Source organism: Mucilaginibacter jinjuensis, from assembly GCF_028596025.1.
GTDB lineage: Bacteria > Bacteroidota > Bacteroidia > Sphingobacteriales > Sphingobacteriaceae > Mucilaginibacter > Mucilaginibacter jinjuensis.
The window spans coordinates 986560-1003431 of record NZ_CP117167.1 but is presented as its reverse complement, the minus strand read 5'-3'; the positions used below and the strand labels follow the sequence as shown (position 1 = coordinate 1003431).

The 16872-nt window shown below is 41.5% G+C and carries 20 protein-coding genes and 2 tRNA genes; 8 read left to right on the top strand and 14 right to left on the bottom strand.

The window, feature by feature from the left end:
- Nucleotides 1–83: 83 nt before the first annotated feature.
- The 3 genes from PQO05_RS04615 to PQO05_RS04605 are packed head-to-tail and all read right to left on the bottom strand — an operon-like array spanning nucleotide 84 to nucleotide 3190.
- A complete protein-coding gene (locus PQO05_RS04615) occupies nucleotides 84–887 on the bottom strand; it encodes an alpha-1,2-fucosyltransferase (RefSeq protein ID WP_273631489.1) in 804 nt (267 codons plus the stop codon).
- On the bottom strand, nucleotides 884–2227 hold the full coding sequence (locus tag PQO05_RS04610) for a flippase (protein WP_273631488.1): 1344 nt from the start codon (nucleotides 2225–2227) through the stop codon (nucleotides 884–886). Before PQO05_RS04610 ends, PQO05_RS04615 begins: the two co-directional genes overlap by 4 nt.
- Nucleotides 2228–3190 carry a hypothetical protein gene (locus PQO05_RS04605; RefSeq protein ID WP_273631487.1) on the bottom strand — a complete coding sequence of 321 codons (963 nt, stop codon included), beginning with the start codon at nucleotides 3188–3190 and terminating at the stop codon, nucleotides 2228–2230.
- Between the two features lie 133 nt (nucleotides 3191–3323).
- On the opposite strand from PQO05_RS04605, the gene PQO05_RS04600 reads away from it, so the two are divergent.
- The 3 genes from PQO05_RS04600 (at nucleotide 3324) to PQO05_RS04590 (ending at nucleotide 6299) form a co-directional block, all read left to right on the top strand.
- The gene (locus PQO05_RS04600; RefSeq protein WP_273631486.1) at nucleotides 3324–3983 is read left to right on the top strand and encodes an MBL fold metallo-hydrolase; all 660 of its coding nucleotides are present in this window, start codon (nucleotides 3324–3326) and stop codon (nucleotides 3981–3983) included.
- Between the two features lie 38 nt (nucleotides 3984–4021).
- On the top strand, nucleotides 4022–4879 hold the full coding sequence (locus PQO05_RS04595) for an NAD(P)-dependent oxidoreductase (protein WP_273631485.1): 858 nt from the start codon (nucleotides 4022–4024) through the stop codon (nucleotides 4877–4879).
- Between the two features lie 514 nt (nucleotides 4880–5393).
- Entirely contained in the window at nucleotides 5394–6299 is a 906-nt protein-coding gene (locus tag PQO05_RS04590; protein WP_273631484.1) for a cation diffusion facilitator family transporter, read from the top strand.
- On the opposite strand, the gene PQO05_RS04585 is transcribed toward PQO05_RS04590, so the two are convergent.
- The 4 genes from PQO05_RS04585 to PQO05_RS04570 all read right to left on the bottom strand — a co-directional run bounded on the left by PQO05_RS04585 (nucleotide 6300) and on the right by PQO05_RS04570 (nucleotide 8878).
- A complete protein-coding gene (locus PQO05_RS04585) occupies nucleotides 6300–6716 on the bottom strand; it encodes a BLUF domain-containing protein (protein WP_273631483.1) in 417 nt (138 codons plus the stop codon).
- A gap of 82 nt (nucleotides 6717–6798) precedes the next feature.
- A complete protein-coding gene (locus tag PQO05_RS04580; RefSeq protein WP_273631480.1) occupies nucleotides 6799–7311 on the bottom strand; it encodes a GNAT family N-acetyltransferase in 513 nt (170 codons plus the stop codon).
- A gap of 670 nt (nucleotides 7312–7981) precedes the next feature.
- Nucleotides 7982–8509: a Riean_0653 family protein gene (locus tag PQO05_RS04575; RefSeq protein WP_273631479.1), complete on the bottom strand. Its 528-nt coding sequence runs from the start codon at nucleotides 8507–8509 to the stop codon at nucleotides 7982–7984.
- 33 nt (nucleotides 8510–8542) lie between these two features.
- Complete coding sequence (locus PQO05_RS04570) at nucleotides 8543–8878, bottom strand: cupin domain-containing protein (protein ID WP_273631477.1); 336 nt, start codon at nucleotides 8876–8878, stop codon at nucleotides 8543–8545.
- Between the two features lie 296 nt (nucleotides 8879–9174).
- Between PQO05_RS04570 and PQO05_RS04565 the strand changes: the two genes are divergently transcribed.
- Nucleotides 9175–9663, top strand: a complete 489-nt coding sequence (locus PQO05_RS04565; protein WP_273631476.1) for a hypothetical protein — start codon at nucleotides 9175–9177, stop codon at nucleotides 9661–9663.
- A 164-nt stretch (nucleotides 9664–9827) separates the two neighbouring features.
- Nucleotides 9828–10022, top strand: a complete 195-nt coding sequence (locus PQO05_RS04560; protein ID WP_273631475.1) for a hypothetical protein — start codon at nucleotides 9828–9830, stop codon at nucleotides 10020–10022.
- A gap of 77 nt (nucleotides 10023–10099) precedes the next feature.
- On the opposite strand, the gene PQO05_RS04555 is transcribed toward PQO05_RS04560, so the two are convergent.
- A complete protein-coding gene (locus tag PQO05_RS04555; protein WP_273631474.1) occupies nucleotides 10100–10594 on the bottom strand; it encodes a DUF2147 domain-containing protein in 495 nt (164 codons plus the stop codon).
- Between the two features lie 104 nt (nucleotides 10595–10698).
- The gene (locus PQO05_RS04550; RefSeq protein ID WP_273631473.1) at nucleotides 10699–11340 is read right to left on the bottom strand and encodes an HAD family hydrolase; all 642 of its coding nucleotides are present in this window, start codon (nucleotides 11338–11340) and stop codon (nucleotides 10699–10701) included.
- Between the two features lie 355 nt (nucleotides 11341–11695).
- Between PQO05_RS04550 and PQO05_RS04545 the strand changes: the two genes are divergently transcribed.
- On the top strand, nucleotides 11696–12958 hold the full coding sequence (locus tag PQO05_RS04545) for a metallophosphoesterase (RefSeq protein WP_273631472.1): 1263 nt from the start codon (nucleotides 11696–11698) through the stop codon (nucleotides 12956–12958).
- 11 nt (nucleotides 12959–12969) lie between these two features.
- Here the strand turns inward: PQO05_RS04545 and PQO05_RS04540 are convergent, their stop codons facing one another.
- Nucleotides 12970–13332 (bottom strand): helix-turn-helix domain-containing protein, encoded by a 363-nt coding sequence (locus tag PQO05_RS04540; RefSeq protein ID WP_273631471.1) that lies wholly within the window; start codon nucleotides 13330–13332, stop codon nucleotides 12970–12972.
- Nucleotides 13333–13551: 219 nt separating this feature from the next.
- Between PQO05_RS04540 and PQO05_RS04535 the strand changes: the two genes are divergently transcribed.
- A complete protein-coding gene (locus PQO05_RS04535) occupies nucleotides 13552–13902 on the top strand; it encodes a response regulator (protein ID WP_273631470.1) in 351 nt (116 codons plus the stop codon).
- Here PQO05_RS04535 and PQO05_RS04530 read toward each other — a convergent pair.
- Together PQO05_RS04530 and PQO05_RS04525 are read right to left on the bottom strand one after the other, a co-directional pair.
- Nucleotides 13899–14261 (bottom strand): hypothetical protein, encoded by a 363-nt coding sequence (locus PQO05_RS04530; RefSeq protein ID WP_273631469.1) that lies wholly within the window; start codon nucleotides 14259–14261, stop codon nucleotides 13899–13901. The genes PQO05_RS04535 and PQO05_RS04530 overlap by 4 nt on opposite strands.
- Nucleotides 14262–14383: 122 nt before the next feature.
- Nucleotides 14384–15079, bottom strand: coding sequence for a S24 family peptidase (locus tag PQO05_RS04525; RefSeq protein WP_273631468.1), 696 nt, complete (start codon nucleotides 15077–15079; stop codon nucleotides 14384–14386).
- A 126-nt stretch (nucleotides 15080–15205) separates the two neighbouring features.
- On the opposite strand from PQO05_RS04525, the gene PQO05_RS04520 reads away from it, so the two are divergent.
- Nucleotides 15206–15400, top strand: coding sequence for a hypothetical protein (locus PQO05_RS04520; protein WP_273631467.1), 195 nt, complete (start codon nucleotides 15206–15208; stop codon nucleotides 15398–15400).
- Nucleotides 15401–16197: 797 nt separating this feature from the next.
- On the opposite strand, the gene PQO05_RS04515 is transcribed toward PQO05_RS04520, so the two are convergent.
- Together PQO05_RS04515 and PQO05_RS04510 are read right to left on the bottom strand one after the other, a co-directional pair.
- Nucleotides 16198–16281: transfer RNA gene (locus tag PQO05_RS04515), tRNA-Leu, on the bottom strand.
- Nucleotides 16282–16334: 53 nt separating this feature from the next.
- Nucleotides 16335–16418, bottom strand: a tRNA-Leu gene (locus PQO05_RS04510).
- Nucleotides 16419–16872 lie beyond the last annotated feature (454 nt).

Below are 16872 nucleotides of genomic sequence, written 5' to 3'. Positions count from 1 at the left end.
ACAAATTACTGCATCTTGGAAATTCTTAAATTCTGTAAATTCTGATTATCATTGACAAATTGCCGAATCAACAAATTAGCAAATTATTCTAACCCGTACCATTCAAACTTCTTGGTCATTACACCTTTGGGGTGTTCGCGGCCAATGCGGAAACCCATCCAGTTTTTAGGGGCAATAACGCGGTTTGGTTTTTCGCACAGATAAGTGGCCCACCAGGCAAAGGTACTGTTTGAGATAATGGCGATATCGGCATTCATCAACACCTGGAAATCGGTGATCTCATCATTATCTGAGAAGATATAGTTAGGCTTTGCAGGGAAGTTTTCCTTTACGAAAGGCATATCATCACTACAGAAAATGATCTTGTACTCGTCTTGATTTTCAATAGCAGCCAGGCGTTGTTTAAAATATTCTATCGGAAGTGAAATATCGCGCTTACCGTAGTTGAGATAATCGGTACGGCGGATGTGCATCACAATGGTTTTTTCCTTGCGGAAGATCTCACCATATTGTTTCTCGAAATGATCGACGTATTTCTGTTTTATCTTAATCTTAATGGGATCCGGCGTATTGTTGAGATAGAAATCTGTTTGATGAAAACCGTGGTACAACGTACGGTCGGCCACTTTCAGCGGTTTCGGTACCTCGATGTTCTGAATATAGATCTCCTTAAACTTACCGAACTTATATAACACCTTACCCAACGCAGCATAAGCTTTGGTGCCCATGTAATTGTACGGCCCCAGATCAAAATACTTGTAGATAGAGGAATGCCGCGGATTAGGTATAAAGATCCATTTACCTTTATTGGCCGCTTTTACATATTGGTAAAAGTGAAACTGAAATAACTGGTTCCCCAGCCGACCGCAGTAAGTTACCCCCGTCATGCTTTAAGAAAAATTGGTTTAAGGTATTTTCTATACATCTCGGGATAAAAGCCAAAGGCATATACCCATGTATTTTTCAGGTTAATATTCAGTTCGCGTTTCAGCAAAATTTGTGCTATTATAAAACCCAGCACGTTTGATGCCAGTGTAGCCCAGGCCGCACCCATTACACCGTATCTTTTAATGAGCAGATAGTTTAAAATAGCATTGCTGGCACCGGTAATCAGCACAATATAAAAGGTAAGCTTAGGTTTGCCCATACTATCCAGTACGGTACCAAACTGGCGGCCGTATGGGATCAGCAGGCAATATAAAACCGTAACCCGCAATACCGGCACAGCATCGGCATAAGTTTGCCCGGCAATAATTTCGATAATGTAACCGGCAAAAAAGAAAAGGATAACTAAGCCCGGCAATAAAATAGCCAGCACCGCCCCTACCGATTTTTCGTACAAATATTTTACCGCTTCCTTACCATCGCTGGCCATCCGGCTAGCACTTTGAGGGAACACAATAGTGGCTACAGAACTGGTAGGTATCTCTACCAAATTAGTGATCCTTACAGCCACATTATACGCCCCGGCCGAGGCTGCGGAGATAATGCCACCCAGCATCATCTGGTCGATCGTGTTAGAAAGCATGGCACTGATGGTGGTACCAAAGGCATACTTACCGTAGTGGAACAATTTAAGCATCCACTCCTTTTGCCAGGCCCATGCAATGCTAAAACGGTCGCGCACGAAGATGTATGATATAATAGCGCTGATAAACGTACTGAAAACCTGCACATAAACGAGGTTGATGAGCGTTAGCTTAGCAAAACCAAGCCAGGCCAGCAGGATGTATACAAACAAGCCACCCTGCCTGATGAGGGTGCTCACAAAGATGCCCTGAAACTTAAAGCCGGATTGCTCTACAGACTGAAACTGCGTTAAAAAGCCCGAAAATACAAACACCAATATATACACCATCAGCATATTTACCAATTCGGGTAGTTTCCACAAATGCGATAAATACACAGCCAGGCTGTAATTAATAATGATAAACAGAATGGTTAACGCCCCGCTGATGGTAAACGATGCAGAGATGATCTTGGGTCGTTCTTCGTCGCTTGCACCGGATAAATATTTAATCAACGCACTTTGCACCAGTCCGTTGCGTATAAACTCTAAAATGGTGGTGGTGGAGAGAAACAGCGTCCATGCCCCATACTCATATTTGGTAAGCAGGCGCAGCAGCATATAAAAACTACCAAAGCCCAGCAGCACACCCGACATACTTTGCAGTACCGTTAACACGGCCGATTTAAGCCAGTACAGATCTTTCTTTTTCGCCTCCATTTAAACCGGCTTAACCATATAGTGTTGCTGTATATACTGCTTTACCTCATCGTCGGTTTTGGCATGTAATATTTTAGCCCCCGATAGTTTAGGGAACAGGGTATTGAAGCAATTGAAATGATGCTCGGGCCCTTTCTTAGAGATCACGAGGTTAACACCTTCAAAATAACTGGCCAGCGCAGCCGTACCGCCATGCACTGATATAAAGTGGTTGGCATTGGCATAAACCATTAATTGCAGGTGATTAAAATTGTTGGCCTTACCCTTGTTCTCTTTCCAGAGGTTTTCCATCAGTATTACTTCCGGGTGGGTTTCGGCAAGCCAGTCAAATTCGTTCAGGTCGTATATATCGCTGTTGTCCATCGTGATATTCTCCGGACGGGGGCGATTGTAGATGATGGTATAATCCTTTTTCAGGTTACTGATAATATAATCTAACGCCTCAATACTGTAGAAACTCACCGGCGGGCCATCCCACTCCATGTTATAGCGATTGGCTATAATGAGGATCGGCTTATCGTACACATACACATCATTTTTATAATGCGCTTTCATGGGCACAGGCAGCCATTTTTTCATGTCGTAATCCTGGCTGTATAAAATGCGTGGGGTTTCGAAGTTGTAGTTACCCTCATTAGTACGTACCTGGAAATCTTCGTGATGCTCTGGCGAAAAGAAATAAAGCTCTTTGGTAAACTTTGCTGAGTGCGTACTTCTTAACGTACCATTTTTATAATGCCAATAAGCAAAGGGCAGCACAAACTCCAGCTCTGGTGCAAACTCACCATCGAAAGAGATGTCCTTGTACCGTTTCTTAAAAACGTAATCTTTAAATACGTATTTAAGCTGCGCCATTTCGCAGTTATAGGTATCCCTGTAAAAGTACCTTAACTCGGGCGGTGCACCTGGGTAGCGCAGCCTTACGTACAGGCTGAAGAGCTTATTTGTTAGGGTGAAAGGCATATCCTGTAAAGTTAATTTTTTATGCCGAAGTACAAAATTCTATCAGGCCCAATTAATGCATAAAAGGCCTTTTTATCGCACAGGGAAACTTTTTCTTTAACTGCGGGTTAAATCCTGCATAAATTCTACCACTATGAAAATATCTAAATACCTGCACTCCTGCCTTGTTTTTGAGCAGGATGGCTTTAAGCTTTTGTTCGATCCCGGCACCTTTTCCTTTGCCGAGGGAATTGTTACTCCCGATATGTTTAAAGAAGTGGATGCGGTAATTATCACCCACATCCACCCCGATCATTTCGACCCCGAAAACCTGAAAAAGGTCATCGAACTCAGCGGAGCCAAACTGTATACCAACAAACAGGTAGCAGCCGAAACAGAGAAGCTTGGGCTACATGCCGAAGTGATTAGCGAAGGTGACTTAAGCGTCGGCCCGTTTAACCTAAAAGCTATTTCTGTTATTCACGAACCTTTGCTGGATAACCCAACCCCCGAAATGACTGCCTTTGTAATCAACGAGAAAGTTTTGCACCCGGTTGATTCGTTCGAAGAAAAGTTGCTTGAACACAAAGGCATCGAACTGGTGATATTACCTACCATGGCACCCTTTTGCACCGAGCTTAAAATAGCCGATTTTGCCGACCGTCTGCAACCTAAACGCATATTGCCTGTACACGATGGCTTTGCCAAAGAGTTTTTCCTGAATCAGCGTTATGAGAATTACGCCAGGCATTCCGATGCAAAGGGCATCAAATTCATCAACATAAAACCTATAGGTGAAACTGTTGATGTTTAATTGCAAAAAACAGCATTAAACTGTAATTATGCATTACTATGAGCAACACTAAATTAGGCTGGGCCGGCTTAGGCAACATGGGCACACCCATGGTTAAAAATTTACTGAAAGCCGGGTACCCGGTAACCGTATATAACCGCACCAAAGAGAAAGCGCAGGAAGTTATTGAAGCCGGTGCAACATCGGCAGATTCGCCAACAGAGCTTTCATCTGTAAGCGACATTGTACTGGTGATGGTATCGGATGATAATGCCGTTAAAGAGATTTTCAATAGCGAAAATGGCTTACTGCACGGCGATGTTGCCGGCAAACTCTTCATCAACATTAGTACCATAGCCCCTGCAACTTCTCAGTTTATCTACGAAAGCTGCAAAACCAAAGGCGCTGAATTTGTTGATGCCCCGGTATCGGGCAGTGTAAAACCCGCGCAGGATGGCACCCTTATTTTCCTGGCAGGCGGCGAACCCAACGATATTGAACGCGCCCAACCCCTGTTTGATGTGATGGGCAAGCTCACCGTAAACAACGGCGCAGCAGGTTCAGGCAGCGCAGCTAAACTGGCTATCAATTACTTTTTAGCCGTAACCCTGCAAGGCCTTGCCGAAACCGTTTTGTTTGCCAAGGCCAATGGCATCAGTACAGAAAACATGCTTACCATTGTTAACGAAGGCGCAGTTGGCAGCGGTATTACCAAATTAAAAACCGCTCCGATATTAAAGAACGAATTCCCGGCGGCATTTGCGCTTAAACATATCACTAAAGATTTGCGCCTGGCTACAGAGCAAGGCATTGATTCGCCATTAGCAGGTCCTGTTTACCAAACTTATAAAGCGGCTATGGATAGTGGTTTGGGTGAAGAAGATTTAATGGCGATTATTAAGTATCTGGAGAAGTAGATTGATTTCGGGGTTCGGAATTTCGATTTCGGATTTATTCACACATTACTGTCATTGCGAGGAACAAAGCAATCTCGTAGCTATACAGATCGGATATGCTAACGACGAGATTATTAATGATGTATTTGTTTTTCATCGATATTAATGAGCTCCCTATGGTCGGTTGTCCACGCTATCGCTCGCAATGACAAGATGTATAAAATTGTAAAACTGCTGTGATGAACCCCGAATACCCAACAATTGTGGCATCTTAATTTTCGGATAGTACAACATTAGCCTCACCACACCCTTTAATAGAAAATTGAGCAGCCACGAGTTTTCTTTTTGGTACTTTTTCTTTTGCGGAAAAAGAAAAAGTACATCCACTGACGATAAATATCGCACACTGCCTTTCCTAATGGAAAATGGATTTGCGTTATTGAAGATAGTGCGAATCGGTTTGAGATTGCTTCGTACCTCGCAATGACGTGAATTATCCACAACCTTTCTGCGCCCCTGTTGTTACCCTACTATTATGGCCGAATCTAAATCATCAGTATACGGGGCGCTGGCAGCAAACACGGGGATAGCAGTTTTAAAATTTGTGGCGGCGACCGTTAGCGGTAGTTCGGCTATGCTTTCGGAGGCGATCCATAGTACGGTTGATGCCGGGAACGGGCTGTTGATATTACTTGGCATTAGCCGCAGTAAACGTCCTGCGGATGATGAGCACCCCTTTGGGCATGGTAAAGAGGTTTACTTCTGGTCGCTTATTGTATCTATACTGATATTTGGGCTGGGTGGCGGCATGTCTATTTACGAAGGCATTGCCCACCTGCAGCACCCCGAGCCATTGGGCAACCCATTATGGAACTACGTAGTATTGGGTGGCGCATTTTTGTTCGAAGGTGCATCGTTTGTATTGGCGGTACGCAATTTCAACAAAGAAAAAGGAAATGGCAGTTTCTGGAAGGAGTTACGTAAAAGTAAAGACCCGGCATCATTTGCGGTGATTTATGAAGATGCGGCTGCTTTACTCGGCTTGATCATTGCGTTTTTGGGCGTGTTTTTGGGCCATTACCTTAATAACCCGTTGTTTGATGGCGCGGCCTCGCTCATCATTGGTTTGGTATTGGCCTTTGTAGCCATCATTATGGTGATAGAAAGCCGCGACCTGCTGATTGGCGAAAGTGCGCGATCTGAAATGGTTGACGGTATTTGCAACCTGGTGCTGGCCGACCCTGACGTACAGCACGTGCGCAGGCCATTAACCATGCAAATGGCGCCCAATGAAATCCTGCTTGCGTTGGATGTACAGTTCAGGGAAATATCGGGCAGCGAGGTAAGCCATGTTATCCGCCGGTTGGAGCGTAATATCCGTACCCAGTTTCCGGATATTAAACGCATTTATATCGAAGCGGGAAATATCGCCTCGGTTTAGTTAAGCAAGGTTATTAGCATCCGCAAAAGTTTTGAGCACAATAATGGCAGGGTGCTTTTCATCCTCAATCAGCAACCCATCGTTACGGATATCTATAAACCCTGTAAATTCTTCCGCAATTTTACGGTCAACTGCCTTAAAACCCATAGACCATTCGGGGAAATTTCGCTTCTCCAGTTTACCGCTAATGATCTGGATGATACTCTTATGGCGCGGGTCTGCTTTGATAATATCGTAGGTCGAATCAACCGTTTCGTCTTCACCTTCCAGCACTTGCACAAATGCACCTTCGCCGTAAAGCAGCATACCAGTCAGGTTTTTCTTCGTATTATTTTCGCGGCTCACTTTTAAAAGTTCCAGCAATTCGTCATTGCTCATTAATTGAGTCGCCGAACTCATATAGATTAAATATTTCATAGGGTCAGAATTGTATTATTAGTTTTTTACTACGAAAACAATTCACAGTCGGATTTGAAACCTTTTAATCTTAACAAAATAATTACATAATTGATTTTTCCATTACCAAAAGCTCAATTGGTGCTTTCGGGATACCAAACCTTGGGTCCACATGGAATGGCCTAAGTTCGCCGGTTTGTTGGTAGCCGTGCCTTTCATACCAGGCAATCAGTTCGTGGCGAGTGGTTATTACGGTAATGGTTATAGCTTCGAGGTTTTTATCGCGGGCATACTCATCAGCTTCGGCCAAAAGAAGTTTACCTATACCCTTACCCTGCTCTACCGGCGAAACGGTGAGCATACCGAGGTATAGCTTATCGCCTTTTGTTTCGAGGTATACACAGCCGGTAATCAGTTCCTCATCGTTAACGTGTTTCAGGATGGTTACATTTTCATCCTGCAGGTAACTCAGCATAAACTCATCGTCAATTCGGTTTCCATCCAGCAGGCTCGATTCGGTGGTCCAGCCTTGTTTAGAGCTTTCGCCGCGGTAAGCGCTGTTTACCAGCGCGGTTAGTTCTTCGGTATCGGTAACTGTAGCAATAGAAATAGACATGCGACAAAAATAAACAACTGGTTAAATTTTAACCGGCTGTTTAAAATAAAAATCCAACCTATTTAAAGTCTGGTCTACTTAAATTCTACCCCTTATTAACGCTTTTGCAAACTGCACAAGCAGTAGTGTTCCCCTAAATTAGGGGAATGCAATGACAGTGCTACCACGCCTAACATTAATAAGGGGTAGAAAAAGCTTGAAATACTTTGTCGCAGCAGGGTCTCTCGGAGAGGCCCCTGCGTTATACTTCCTGTTTAAGTAAAGTAGATTCAGATAATCGCAAACCTGTCCTTACGCGCAGGGTCCTCTCCGAGAGACCCTGCTGAAACGAGAATGACAGTACTACCACCTCTAACATTAATAAGGGGTAGAAAAAGCTTGAAATACCAATTATTTGCTTCAATCTGCTATTGCAACCGCTTCGAAATCTCGTCGCGGATCACAGCACATTTCTCGTATTCCTCCGTAATAATATACTGGTTAATAAGCGCCTGCAGTTCTGACATGGTTTTAGAAACGTATTCATAACCGGCAGTTGATAGTGCAGTTATAGGGTTAAACCCATCAGGACTAATAAATCTTATATGACACAAGTACGCTCCCCCGCATCCTACCGCTGCATACTTGCGCCAGGGTGAGCGTTATCCTGTTGAAGCGGTGATCTTTAGTATCAATGATAAGTCAAATCGAAACGCCCGTCAGTAACAGATACTTTTTCACCTTTGCTATCTACAGCATCAAAACTAAAAGTACCTGATAATATTTTGGCTAACTTATCTACCTTCGTAAAAGTAATTGTTCCGGTTAGCGGGGCAACTACGGTATAATCAGCTGTACTATAAACATATCTTGCAGAAATACCTCTTTTACTACCACCCGCCACTAATGGAAACTGATCGCCTGTCTTTAAATTAAGGCTATCACAATTAAAAATAATGCTTCCACCGATACTTTCTATATTTGATGCCCTTATATTTAATTGGTAATAGGTAAATACCGGGGCATAAACAGCTGAGAGCTTTTCGAACGTTGAAAATGATGGCCCGCCCGGAACAAATATTTGCCCGTTAACAAAGGCACCAAAAATATTACTGCCATTTTGAGTTGCGGTAGGTAGCCCATTGGGATCATCTTTTTTACACTTTGCGCTAAGCATCACTATACTTAGCAGCATTAAGATTAGAAATCTTTTAATCATGGTTTAGGCTTAGGTTAAAAAAATAAACTCAGGTTACAACTTTCTATAGTCTTCCCGCACCGGGCTAAAAACATCAATCAACTTACAATCGGTAATTGCCCTCCCACTATGCCATATATTGGATGGAATAACTGCATACATTCCTTTATCCAGCACCTGCACATTGCCATCGATTGTGAGTTCAAACTGCCCTTCCAGCACAAAAGATAATTGCTCGTGCACGTGCTGATGATTGCCCACTACACTATCGGTAGTTACATCAATAAAATTAATGGTATTGTTTGCCATGTGGATTAGTTTTGAGAAATAACCGGGTGCAATTTCCTTTACGGGAATATCGGCGAAGAGTTTAAAGAAGGTTGAGTCCATGCAGGCAAATTAGTTATTTGAATGCAAACATCAATCATTACACAAAACTCAATAAGCAGGCAATGGTCAAAATATTATATTAAATAATTTACACACAAGTATAATAAGCTATTTGATGTAGGAAAACTAAAGATTGGTGTAAAACATACACAGATGAAGTATTTTTCTTTATTTTAATAATATCAATATGAAAAAGATCAAATCACCTCTGCCTCAGCAGGGTTTCTCCGAGAGGTTCCGCTGAGACACTCTGATACTTATAAAAACAAACGTCAAGGCCATTTATGCTCGGGAATATGAAAAAACACCTTATCTTTTTAGTATTACTTACAAGTTTAGTAACTAATACATCGGCTCAATCCACAAATGATTTTACATCATTTATGTTTCGAAACTTTAAAGCGCCGGAAGAATTGAGGGACCAGTGCGATTGGATTTATGCTATTGTAAAAGTGAACCTCGACAAGCAGAACAAAATAACTTCATACGAGTGCGTGCACGATTATAACAATAGCTATGTACCGGGCTTTACATTTAATAAGTCGCTTAATTTTTTAGTGGGTTATCAGGTTCCGGGGTTGGCTAAAAATTATAAAACACTTCTATTTTATTTTTCTATCGCACACTCAGAAACATGCACAGTTAAACCATCTGATAGCGTGCCATCGCCTGATGATGTTGTTTCAATTCTGTCAACTTACATTACAGCAGCTAAACAAAAAGACCCCGAGATTGGGATTTATGATAAACCAATAACCATATTCCCTTTTCATCAGCACAAGTAATAATCTTTTTACAAAAAAAGGATCCCGCTAAAAACAGCGCTGGCTAACTCCTATCAAACTTTCAGGGCTTATTAAGGGTGTTTGGGCTTTAACCCTTAGTAAATATTTTAAACCTTATCATTAACATAAGGTTTAACAATATACAAATTGAAGTATTTACAACCATGAAAAACATTAAAAAACTATTAGCCGCAACCTCAATAGCATTTACCCTGCTGGTTGCCGCTGCCAGCACAACGCAGGCACAAAGCCTGGTAATTAGAACAGGCCATCCTGTACATCACAGGTATTACCATCGCCCGTATCATCATGCTCATTACTATCATCACCCTTATCATCGTCCATACCACAGATATTAATCTGTAGGCGGATTTAATAAAATAGAAAAGCCCTTCAAGTATTTTGAAGGGTTTTTCTATTTTATTCGGTATTTGTTCTACCGGCTGGTCAGTAATCTTTCTGTTGATGTTACGCGGCTAAACTTCATGCTCTTGCCTATAAACTTAAAGTGCCAGTAACCTGTTACTTTAAGCATGCCGTCTTTATCAATGCTGGCGCATGAGTTCCACTCGTGGCCGTTTTTGGCGTCATAAATAACACCATTTTCCCACGAGTTTGATGATTGGTTATACTCCAGGTTTTTAAGCACCTGCATGCCTAAAACTTTCCGGGTGCGTAAACTTTTATCGGGGTTTTTATAGTCGAGGCGTACATCCATTGGGCGGGTTTTATCATCACTGTCGTCAAACCATACAATCGAGGCTTTAAAACTGTCCCCATCCTTGTACACCTGTACTACAATATTTTTCTCGTTCGCCATCCACATACCAATAATCTGGTCGCAGTTTGTTGTGGTGGCGATGCCATTACCTGCGCACAGCATCAGCAACAGCATTATACTAAAGCCCCTGAATGTAAACACCTTCTCCATAATAAGCCCCCTTTACATTATTAGAGCAATTTGAGTGCCACACAGATGACACTAAAATGACTTTTAATAAAGCTATGACTTATTTTGGATTAACAATGAGGATGTTATAAAATATTTTTCAGTTCAACGAATTCGTTGATGGTAGCCACCTGATCTTCTTTCACCACACCGAAGCCATAAGCCGCAAAAATGAAAGGAACACCGGCTTTTACACTGGCTTCATAATCGCCCATGGTATCGCCTACGTAAACGGGGGCTTTCAGGTCGTAGTCATTCACCACATCTACAATGTTTTGCCATTTAGGCTGGGTTTTGGTGCCGTAACATTGGTGGCCGATGAACAAACCATCGAGGCCATCCATCTTTAAAAAAGTTTCGATATAACCGCTCTGGCAATTGCTCACAATAAATAGTTTGTAGCGCGTAGCCAGGTCTTTCAAGGTTTCCAGCAAATAAGGGTACCAAATGCCTCCTGTACGGTTCAGGGTTTCCAGTTCGCTTATGGCAGCGAGGCCTTTAAACTCATTACGTTGTTCGGTAGTCAGATATGGGAACAATTTTTCGAAAATGGCATCGTAAGTTAACCCTACAATAGAAGCTACGTGTGCAACAGTTACATCATCTTTAATATAATTTACCTGTTGTTTAACGGCCTGCCATGCTTCGGCCACATTAGCGGTCGAATCCCAAAGTGTGCCGTCGAGGTCAAATATGATGCTATCGTATTTATTTTTAAGTGTATCCATGAAGCGGCAAAAATAACATTTAATATTTCGATGCTTGATCAATGTTGTGCCATTTATTTATCTTGTGGTTTGTAACTTAAAACATTTAGGAGCTTGTGGCAATTTGATTTTAATTCCCCTCTGCCCCAATGAACATTGCGGAATAGAATGCGAATGATAATACCCCTTATTAATGTTAGAAGTGATAGCACTGTCATTGCCTTCCCCTAAATTAGGGGAATACTAAGCCGGTGCAATTTGCAGCAACGTTAATAAGGGGTAGAAATTAATAAATTAGGTGGGTTCCCCTCTCGAGAGGGGAACCCAACGCTCAGGCCCATATAAATAACACGGTAATAAAAATTTAAATACATCAATGCACAACAGCGGCTTTTTAACATTCTTTTTCATTATCGCAGGCATCAGCTTGCTGTTCGACTGGTACGTATTTTCGGGACTAAAAACCCTGAGCATCGGCTGGCCCCGCCCTGCACAGATTGCGGCAACTTATGGCTACCTGCTTATTTCTGTAGGTGTAATGTTTGTGTTTTTGCTAGGTATAAGTAGCCTGCGTACCGCCAAGGGAATGACACCCTTTCACGAGTGGATGCTGAGCTTGTTCCTCACTTTCTTTGTCACCAAACTGGTATTTATTATAGTGCTGTCTTTGGGCGATCTCGGCCGGTTTATAAGTGGCATTGTTACCAACAGTAGTAAACCGGTGGGGCAGCATACCCATCCTTACTTTCCCGATCGTCGTAAATTCATCAGCGAACTGGCCTTATTACTGGCAGCCTTTCCGTTCACCGGCTTTTTGTATGGCATGTTTAAGGGTAAGTATGATTATAAGGTACATCGCGAAACCATTTATTATGATGATTTACCTGATGCGTTCGATGGTTTTACCATTACGCAGTTATCGGACATCCATTCGGGAAGCTTTGATAATAAAGCAGCCGTGCAACGGGGCATTGATCTGGCTAAAGCCCAAAAATCTGATCTGTTTGTTTTTACCGGCGATTTGGTGAACAATGCCGCCTGGGAGATAGAACCTTATATGAACATGTTCAATCAGCTGAAAGCACCTTTTGGGCAGTACTCCATTTTGGGCAACCATGATTATGGCGACTATATACAATGGAACAGCGAAGCCGAAAAAGCCCAGAACCTCGAAACCCTGAAACAGCACCATAAAGCTTTAGGCTACCGTTTATTGCTGGATGAAAATGTGGTGCTAGAAAAAGGTGGACAAAAGCTTTCCCTCATCGGCGTGCAAAACTGGGGCAAAGGTTTTATCCAGATTGGCGACCTCGACAAGGCTCTACAGGGCGTAGATCCTAATGCCTTTAAGATTCTACTCTCGCATGATCCTACTCATTGGGAAGAGAAAGTACGCTACAACTCCAACAAAATACATTTAACCCTGGCCGGTCATACGCACGGCGCACAATTTGGCGTTGAGGTGGCAGGCATAAGATGGAGCCCCGTACAATACCGCTATGTAGACTGGGCCGGCCTGGCGCAAAACAACGGCCGCTACTTATATGTAAACCGGGGTTTCGGCTTCCTGGCGTTTTCGGGCAGGGTTGGTATTTGGCCAGAAGTTACGGTGATTACCTTGAAGAAGAAGGTGGTGTAAGTATCGGGCTATCAGCCTGCTTTTTGCTGCTCGCCGAACCCATGCCCGCGCAGTTCTTTCAGCTCCAGTTCGTAGGCACGCATACGGGCATGCAGAATATCGACCTCGGTACGCAGCATCTGGATTTCGGTAATCAGTTTGGCCGATTCTGGTTTGCTGATCTTTTTATCGCCTGTGCCCAGTATCAACCACTCGGGCGAATATTTAAGTTGGAAGCATAGCTTACGGATAAGGTAGTAGCTCATCTCCTGCTTCTGGTTTACAATTTTGCTGATAAAACCCTGATCAACCCCAATAGCGTTGGCTAAGGCCAGTTGCCCGCCGTGATCTTTTACAATCACTTTCATTCGCTTAACTATTGCATCGTCTGTCATATCCAGTAATGGGTTATTTTATCAGCGCTTTTTGAGCAGCCGTATTTGCAGGCAATATTATGATATTTTGGCTTATCAAGGTAATATTTAACAAGTATTAGATTTTGAAAAGAAAATACCTATCGCCAGGGCTTTATTTTTTAACAATATGATAATTTTTATCATAATAATATAATTACTATATTTGCGGGTCGCTAAATCAGTTAATTAGGCCCCATTTTGAAAATTTTAGTAATAGAGGACAATAAGGATATTTTAGAAGTGCTCAATATTATTTTGACCGATGACGGGTACGAAGTAATATCATGTGACGATGGAACATCAATTGATAATTTGAAAAATATTAACCCGGGCTTAATCCTGATGGATGAATTATTGCCCAGCGTAAAAGGCAGTGAACTTTGCCTGCGCGTAAAAAACGACGACGAACTTAAACACATCCCGGTAATCCTGATCTCGGCCGCCCAATCAATCGAGAGCATTGCAGGCAAATGTGGTGCCGATGCTTACGTTGCCAAACCCTTCGATATCGAACTGCTCAGCAACCTGGTGAAAAGCCTTATCGGTTAATAAATTACATCCTGATTTAATTTTTGGAGGATAATATCCAGCTTATGGTCATAAGCCTTAAGGGTAATTTTTTTGCCGCGGTAATTGGTGGTAAGCTCCTCCAGTTCTGCACCCAGGGCAATACGCGAATTATTGATTTTGGCAAGTTGCAGATCATCGCCCAAATCGCCGGTTACTGTTTGGCGCAGGGCATGCTGTATGGTACGCAGCTTATTATCTACCGTTCTTTGCAGAAACAAAGGAGGTGTATCCTTATTCTCCGCAATAACTTTATGGACTGCTTTGTTTCTGACAGAATTAATGATCAGCGCCAGTGCGCCAAGAAAAACGGCACAAATAAGTACAATGTTATAGTCCATTAATTAAACAATGTGGAAGTAAAAATTCAAACTCAAAACCAGGCAATTGGTACGTGTAATATTACTAATATTAGTAATATTTTCCATGCAAGTGAATTGTCAAATAATTACTCCCAAAAGTTTTAGTGATTGTGCTTTTTATGGATGTCCTTTACTAGGCACAACTTCTTAATCTCCGACTTTTTAATGACAAATGGAGCATACTTCAGGCGGCTGCCAATCATCTCGGTGGTATTGTCAGAGTGGGCAATCACCTCGTCGTCGCTGTCGCCAATCAGCAGGCGTTTGTACATGCGGTAGTCGCCCCATTCTATATAGTATACCTCACCGGGTAAAATCTTTTTATCGTGGATAATTTTGAGCGCAACCCAGCAGCCATTCTCGAGGTAAGGGTACATGGAGTGCCCCCAAACCGGCAAGGCAAAATCGCACTCCTCAATACCGGGGAAGTTCATGTAACCAACCGGGGCAGCATCATTCAAATCGTTATAAACCTCCACACCCGAGGCCGTTGCGGTAACCTCATACATCGGGATACCTTCAAAAACTTTGGCTTCAGCTTTCTTTTCCACTACGGCCGGCTTCTCCCCGCCTAAATATTCTTTAAAATATTCTTTAAAAGTTCTGAATTTTTCTGGATCTATATTTTGGCGGCTCTTTATTATTTCTGTAATTGAGCTTGGCGAGTTAAAGCCTAATATTTCGGCCAATTCGGCATTGCCATTAAATGCCTTTCCACGCACTTGATTATACATTATTATAAATTCAAGCGTCTCCGGGCGAACGTTCTTAATCTTGCTTGCTTTAGCCTCTTCCATAATGTTAATAAATATATTTACCTAATATTCTTTATTTACAGAAATATCTTTGTATTGTTTTGTAATATCATTTAAAGATGCATAAAATTATTGACGCTTATATAATTAAAATACAGAATAGCCATTATGCATATTGTACACTCAGTTTTTAGCGAAGCCGGTAACCAAAATCAAAGCAAAATTCAATCAAGCCCACAAAACCCTGATGAAGATTTTTACTTGCGCTTACTGGCCCATCAGCAAGTATGTAATAAATACCATGAGGAAATTATGGCTATCCGTAAATATCTGCCGGATTGGAAGCCCCTGTTTAATGAGTGAAGGAGTGGATGATAGAATGAGTAAATAAAAGGCCTCATTACCATTATTCCTACTCACTCATTCTATCATTCAAAATTGATTCTATTCACTCATTCTATCATTACTAAACTCAAAACTAAATTATATGAACCCCATTATCAGAATCCCGCAAAAGATGTGCAACGAGCTTTGTTGGCTCGATACCCAAATCGCGTTAACGATATTAGATAAAAATTCTGGAAGACCACGTTAATCCGCTACAACAGCAGATTGATGATCTGAAATATATTCAATCACAAAAAAAACAACACTGAGATCAAATGAGTTTAACATCATTTTTGTCCCGGATATGGGCCGATATAAAAAGTATTTTTGATAAACTACCTGCCGAATTATAGTTAGCTGCACAGGTTGCAGTTGCCATTACACAAAGTATTAAAACACTTACAGATTCGCCCATTGCAGGCATTATAACCACATTGATACCAGGTAATATTGATGATAAAATAAAGACATGGTTAAATCAAAAGCTTCCGGATATATTAACGAGTTTAAGATTAGTAAAGGTAATTTCTGAATCAAAAAACCCGGATGAAATTACAGCCTCTGCTATCAAGATTATTCAGAGCATGGATACAAATATCCAGAACGCATTTTTACATAACCTTGGGGTATTAATAGCTCAGGAGGTTGCCAAAGCCCAAAACAATATCTTAAACTGGAGCGACGGGGTATATATTATCGAGTGATATTATCAGCTTAAAATAAAAATTCAGGAGTAATGAATTTTTATTTTATACCAGTTGAATTTATAATCGTGCCCAGAACGAGATTCGAACTCGTACATCCTTGCGAATGCCACCCCCTCAAGATGGTGCGTCTACCAATTTCGCCACCTGGGCAGGGATTAACAAAAAAGGTTAATAAATTTATTAACCTTTTTGTTTTTTGTTTGTGCCCACGGAGAGACTCGAACTCTCAAGAGACAATTCTCAACGGCTTCTGAGACCGCAACGTTTACCAATTTCGCCACATGGGCCGATGTTAATATTTTAACTTCAGCGAGGTGCAAATATAGAAGTTTGGATTAATTGCCCAAACACCAAATTGAATTTAACAAAAAATAAAAAATTAACCTAAAAGAAAGTTCAATTTGTAACATTTTAGTTACAAAGTAAAAACAGCTGATTAAAATTAGAAACGGAGGTTTTTTCAGACAATACAAACTCAGCAAAGTGTAGATACTTTGTTTTTTTTAGTATTAACTTTGTAACAAATAAGTTATAGCTCATTTACTGAACTATACTATGCATAAGTGCTAAATATTTGTTTATGATCTTTATCGATCAGCTTTTTGGTTATAAATCACTAATCGTTTTTGATTTATACGATCCCCCAATCAGAAAGTTATAAAAAGATAAAATCAATTCTAAGAAAGGCAGAATGATATAGCGCTTATTCTATCAATTACATCTACGTAAACATATTTCCTG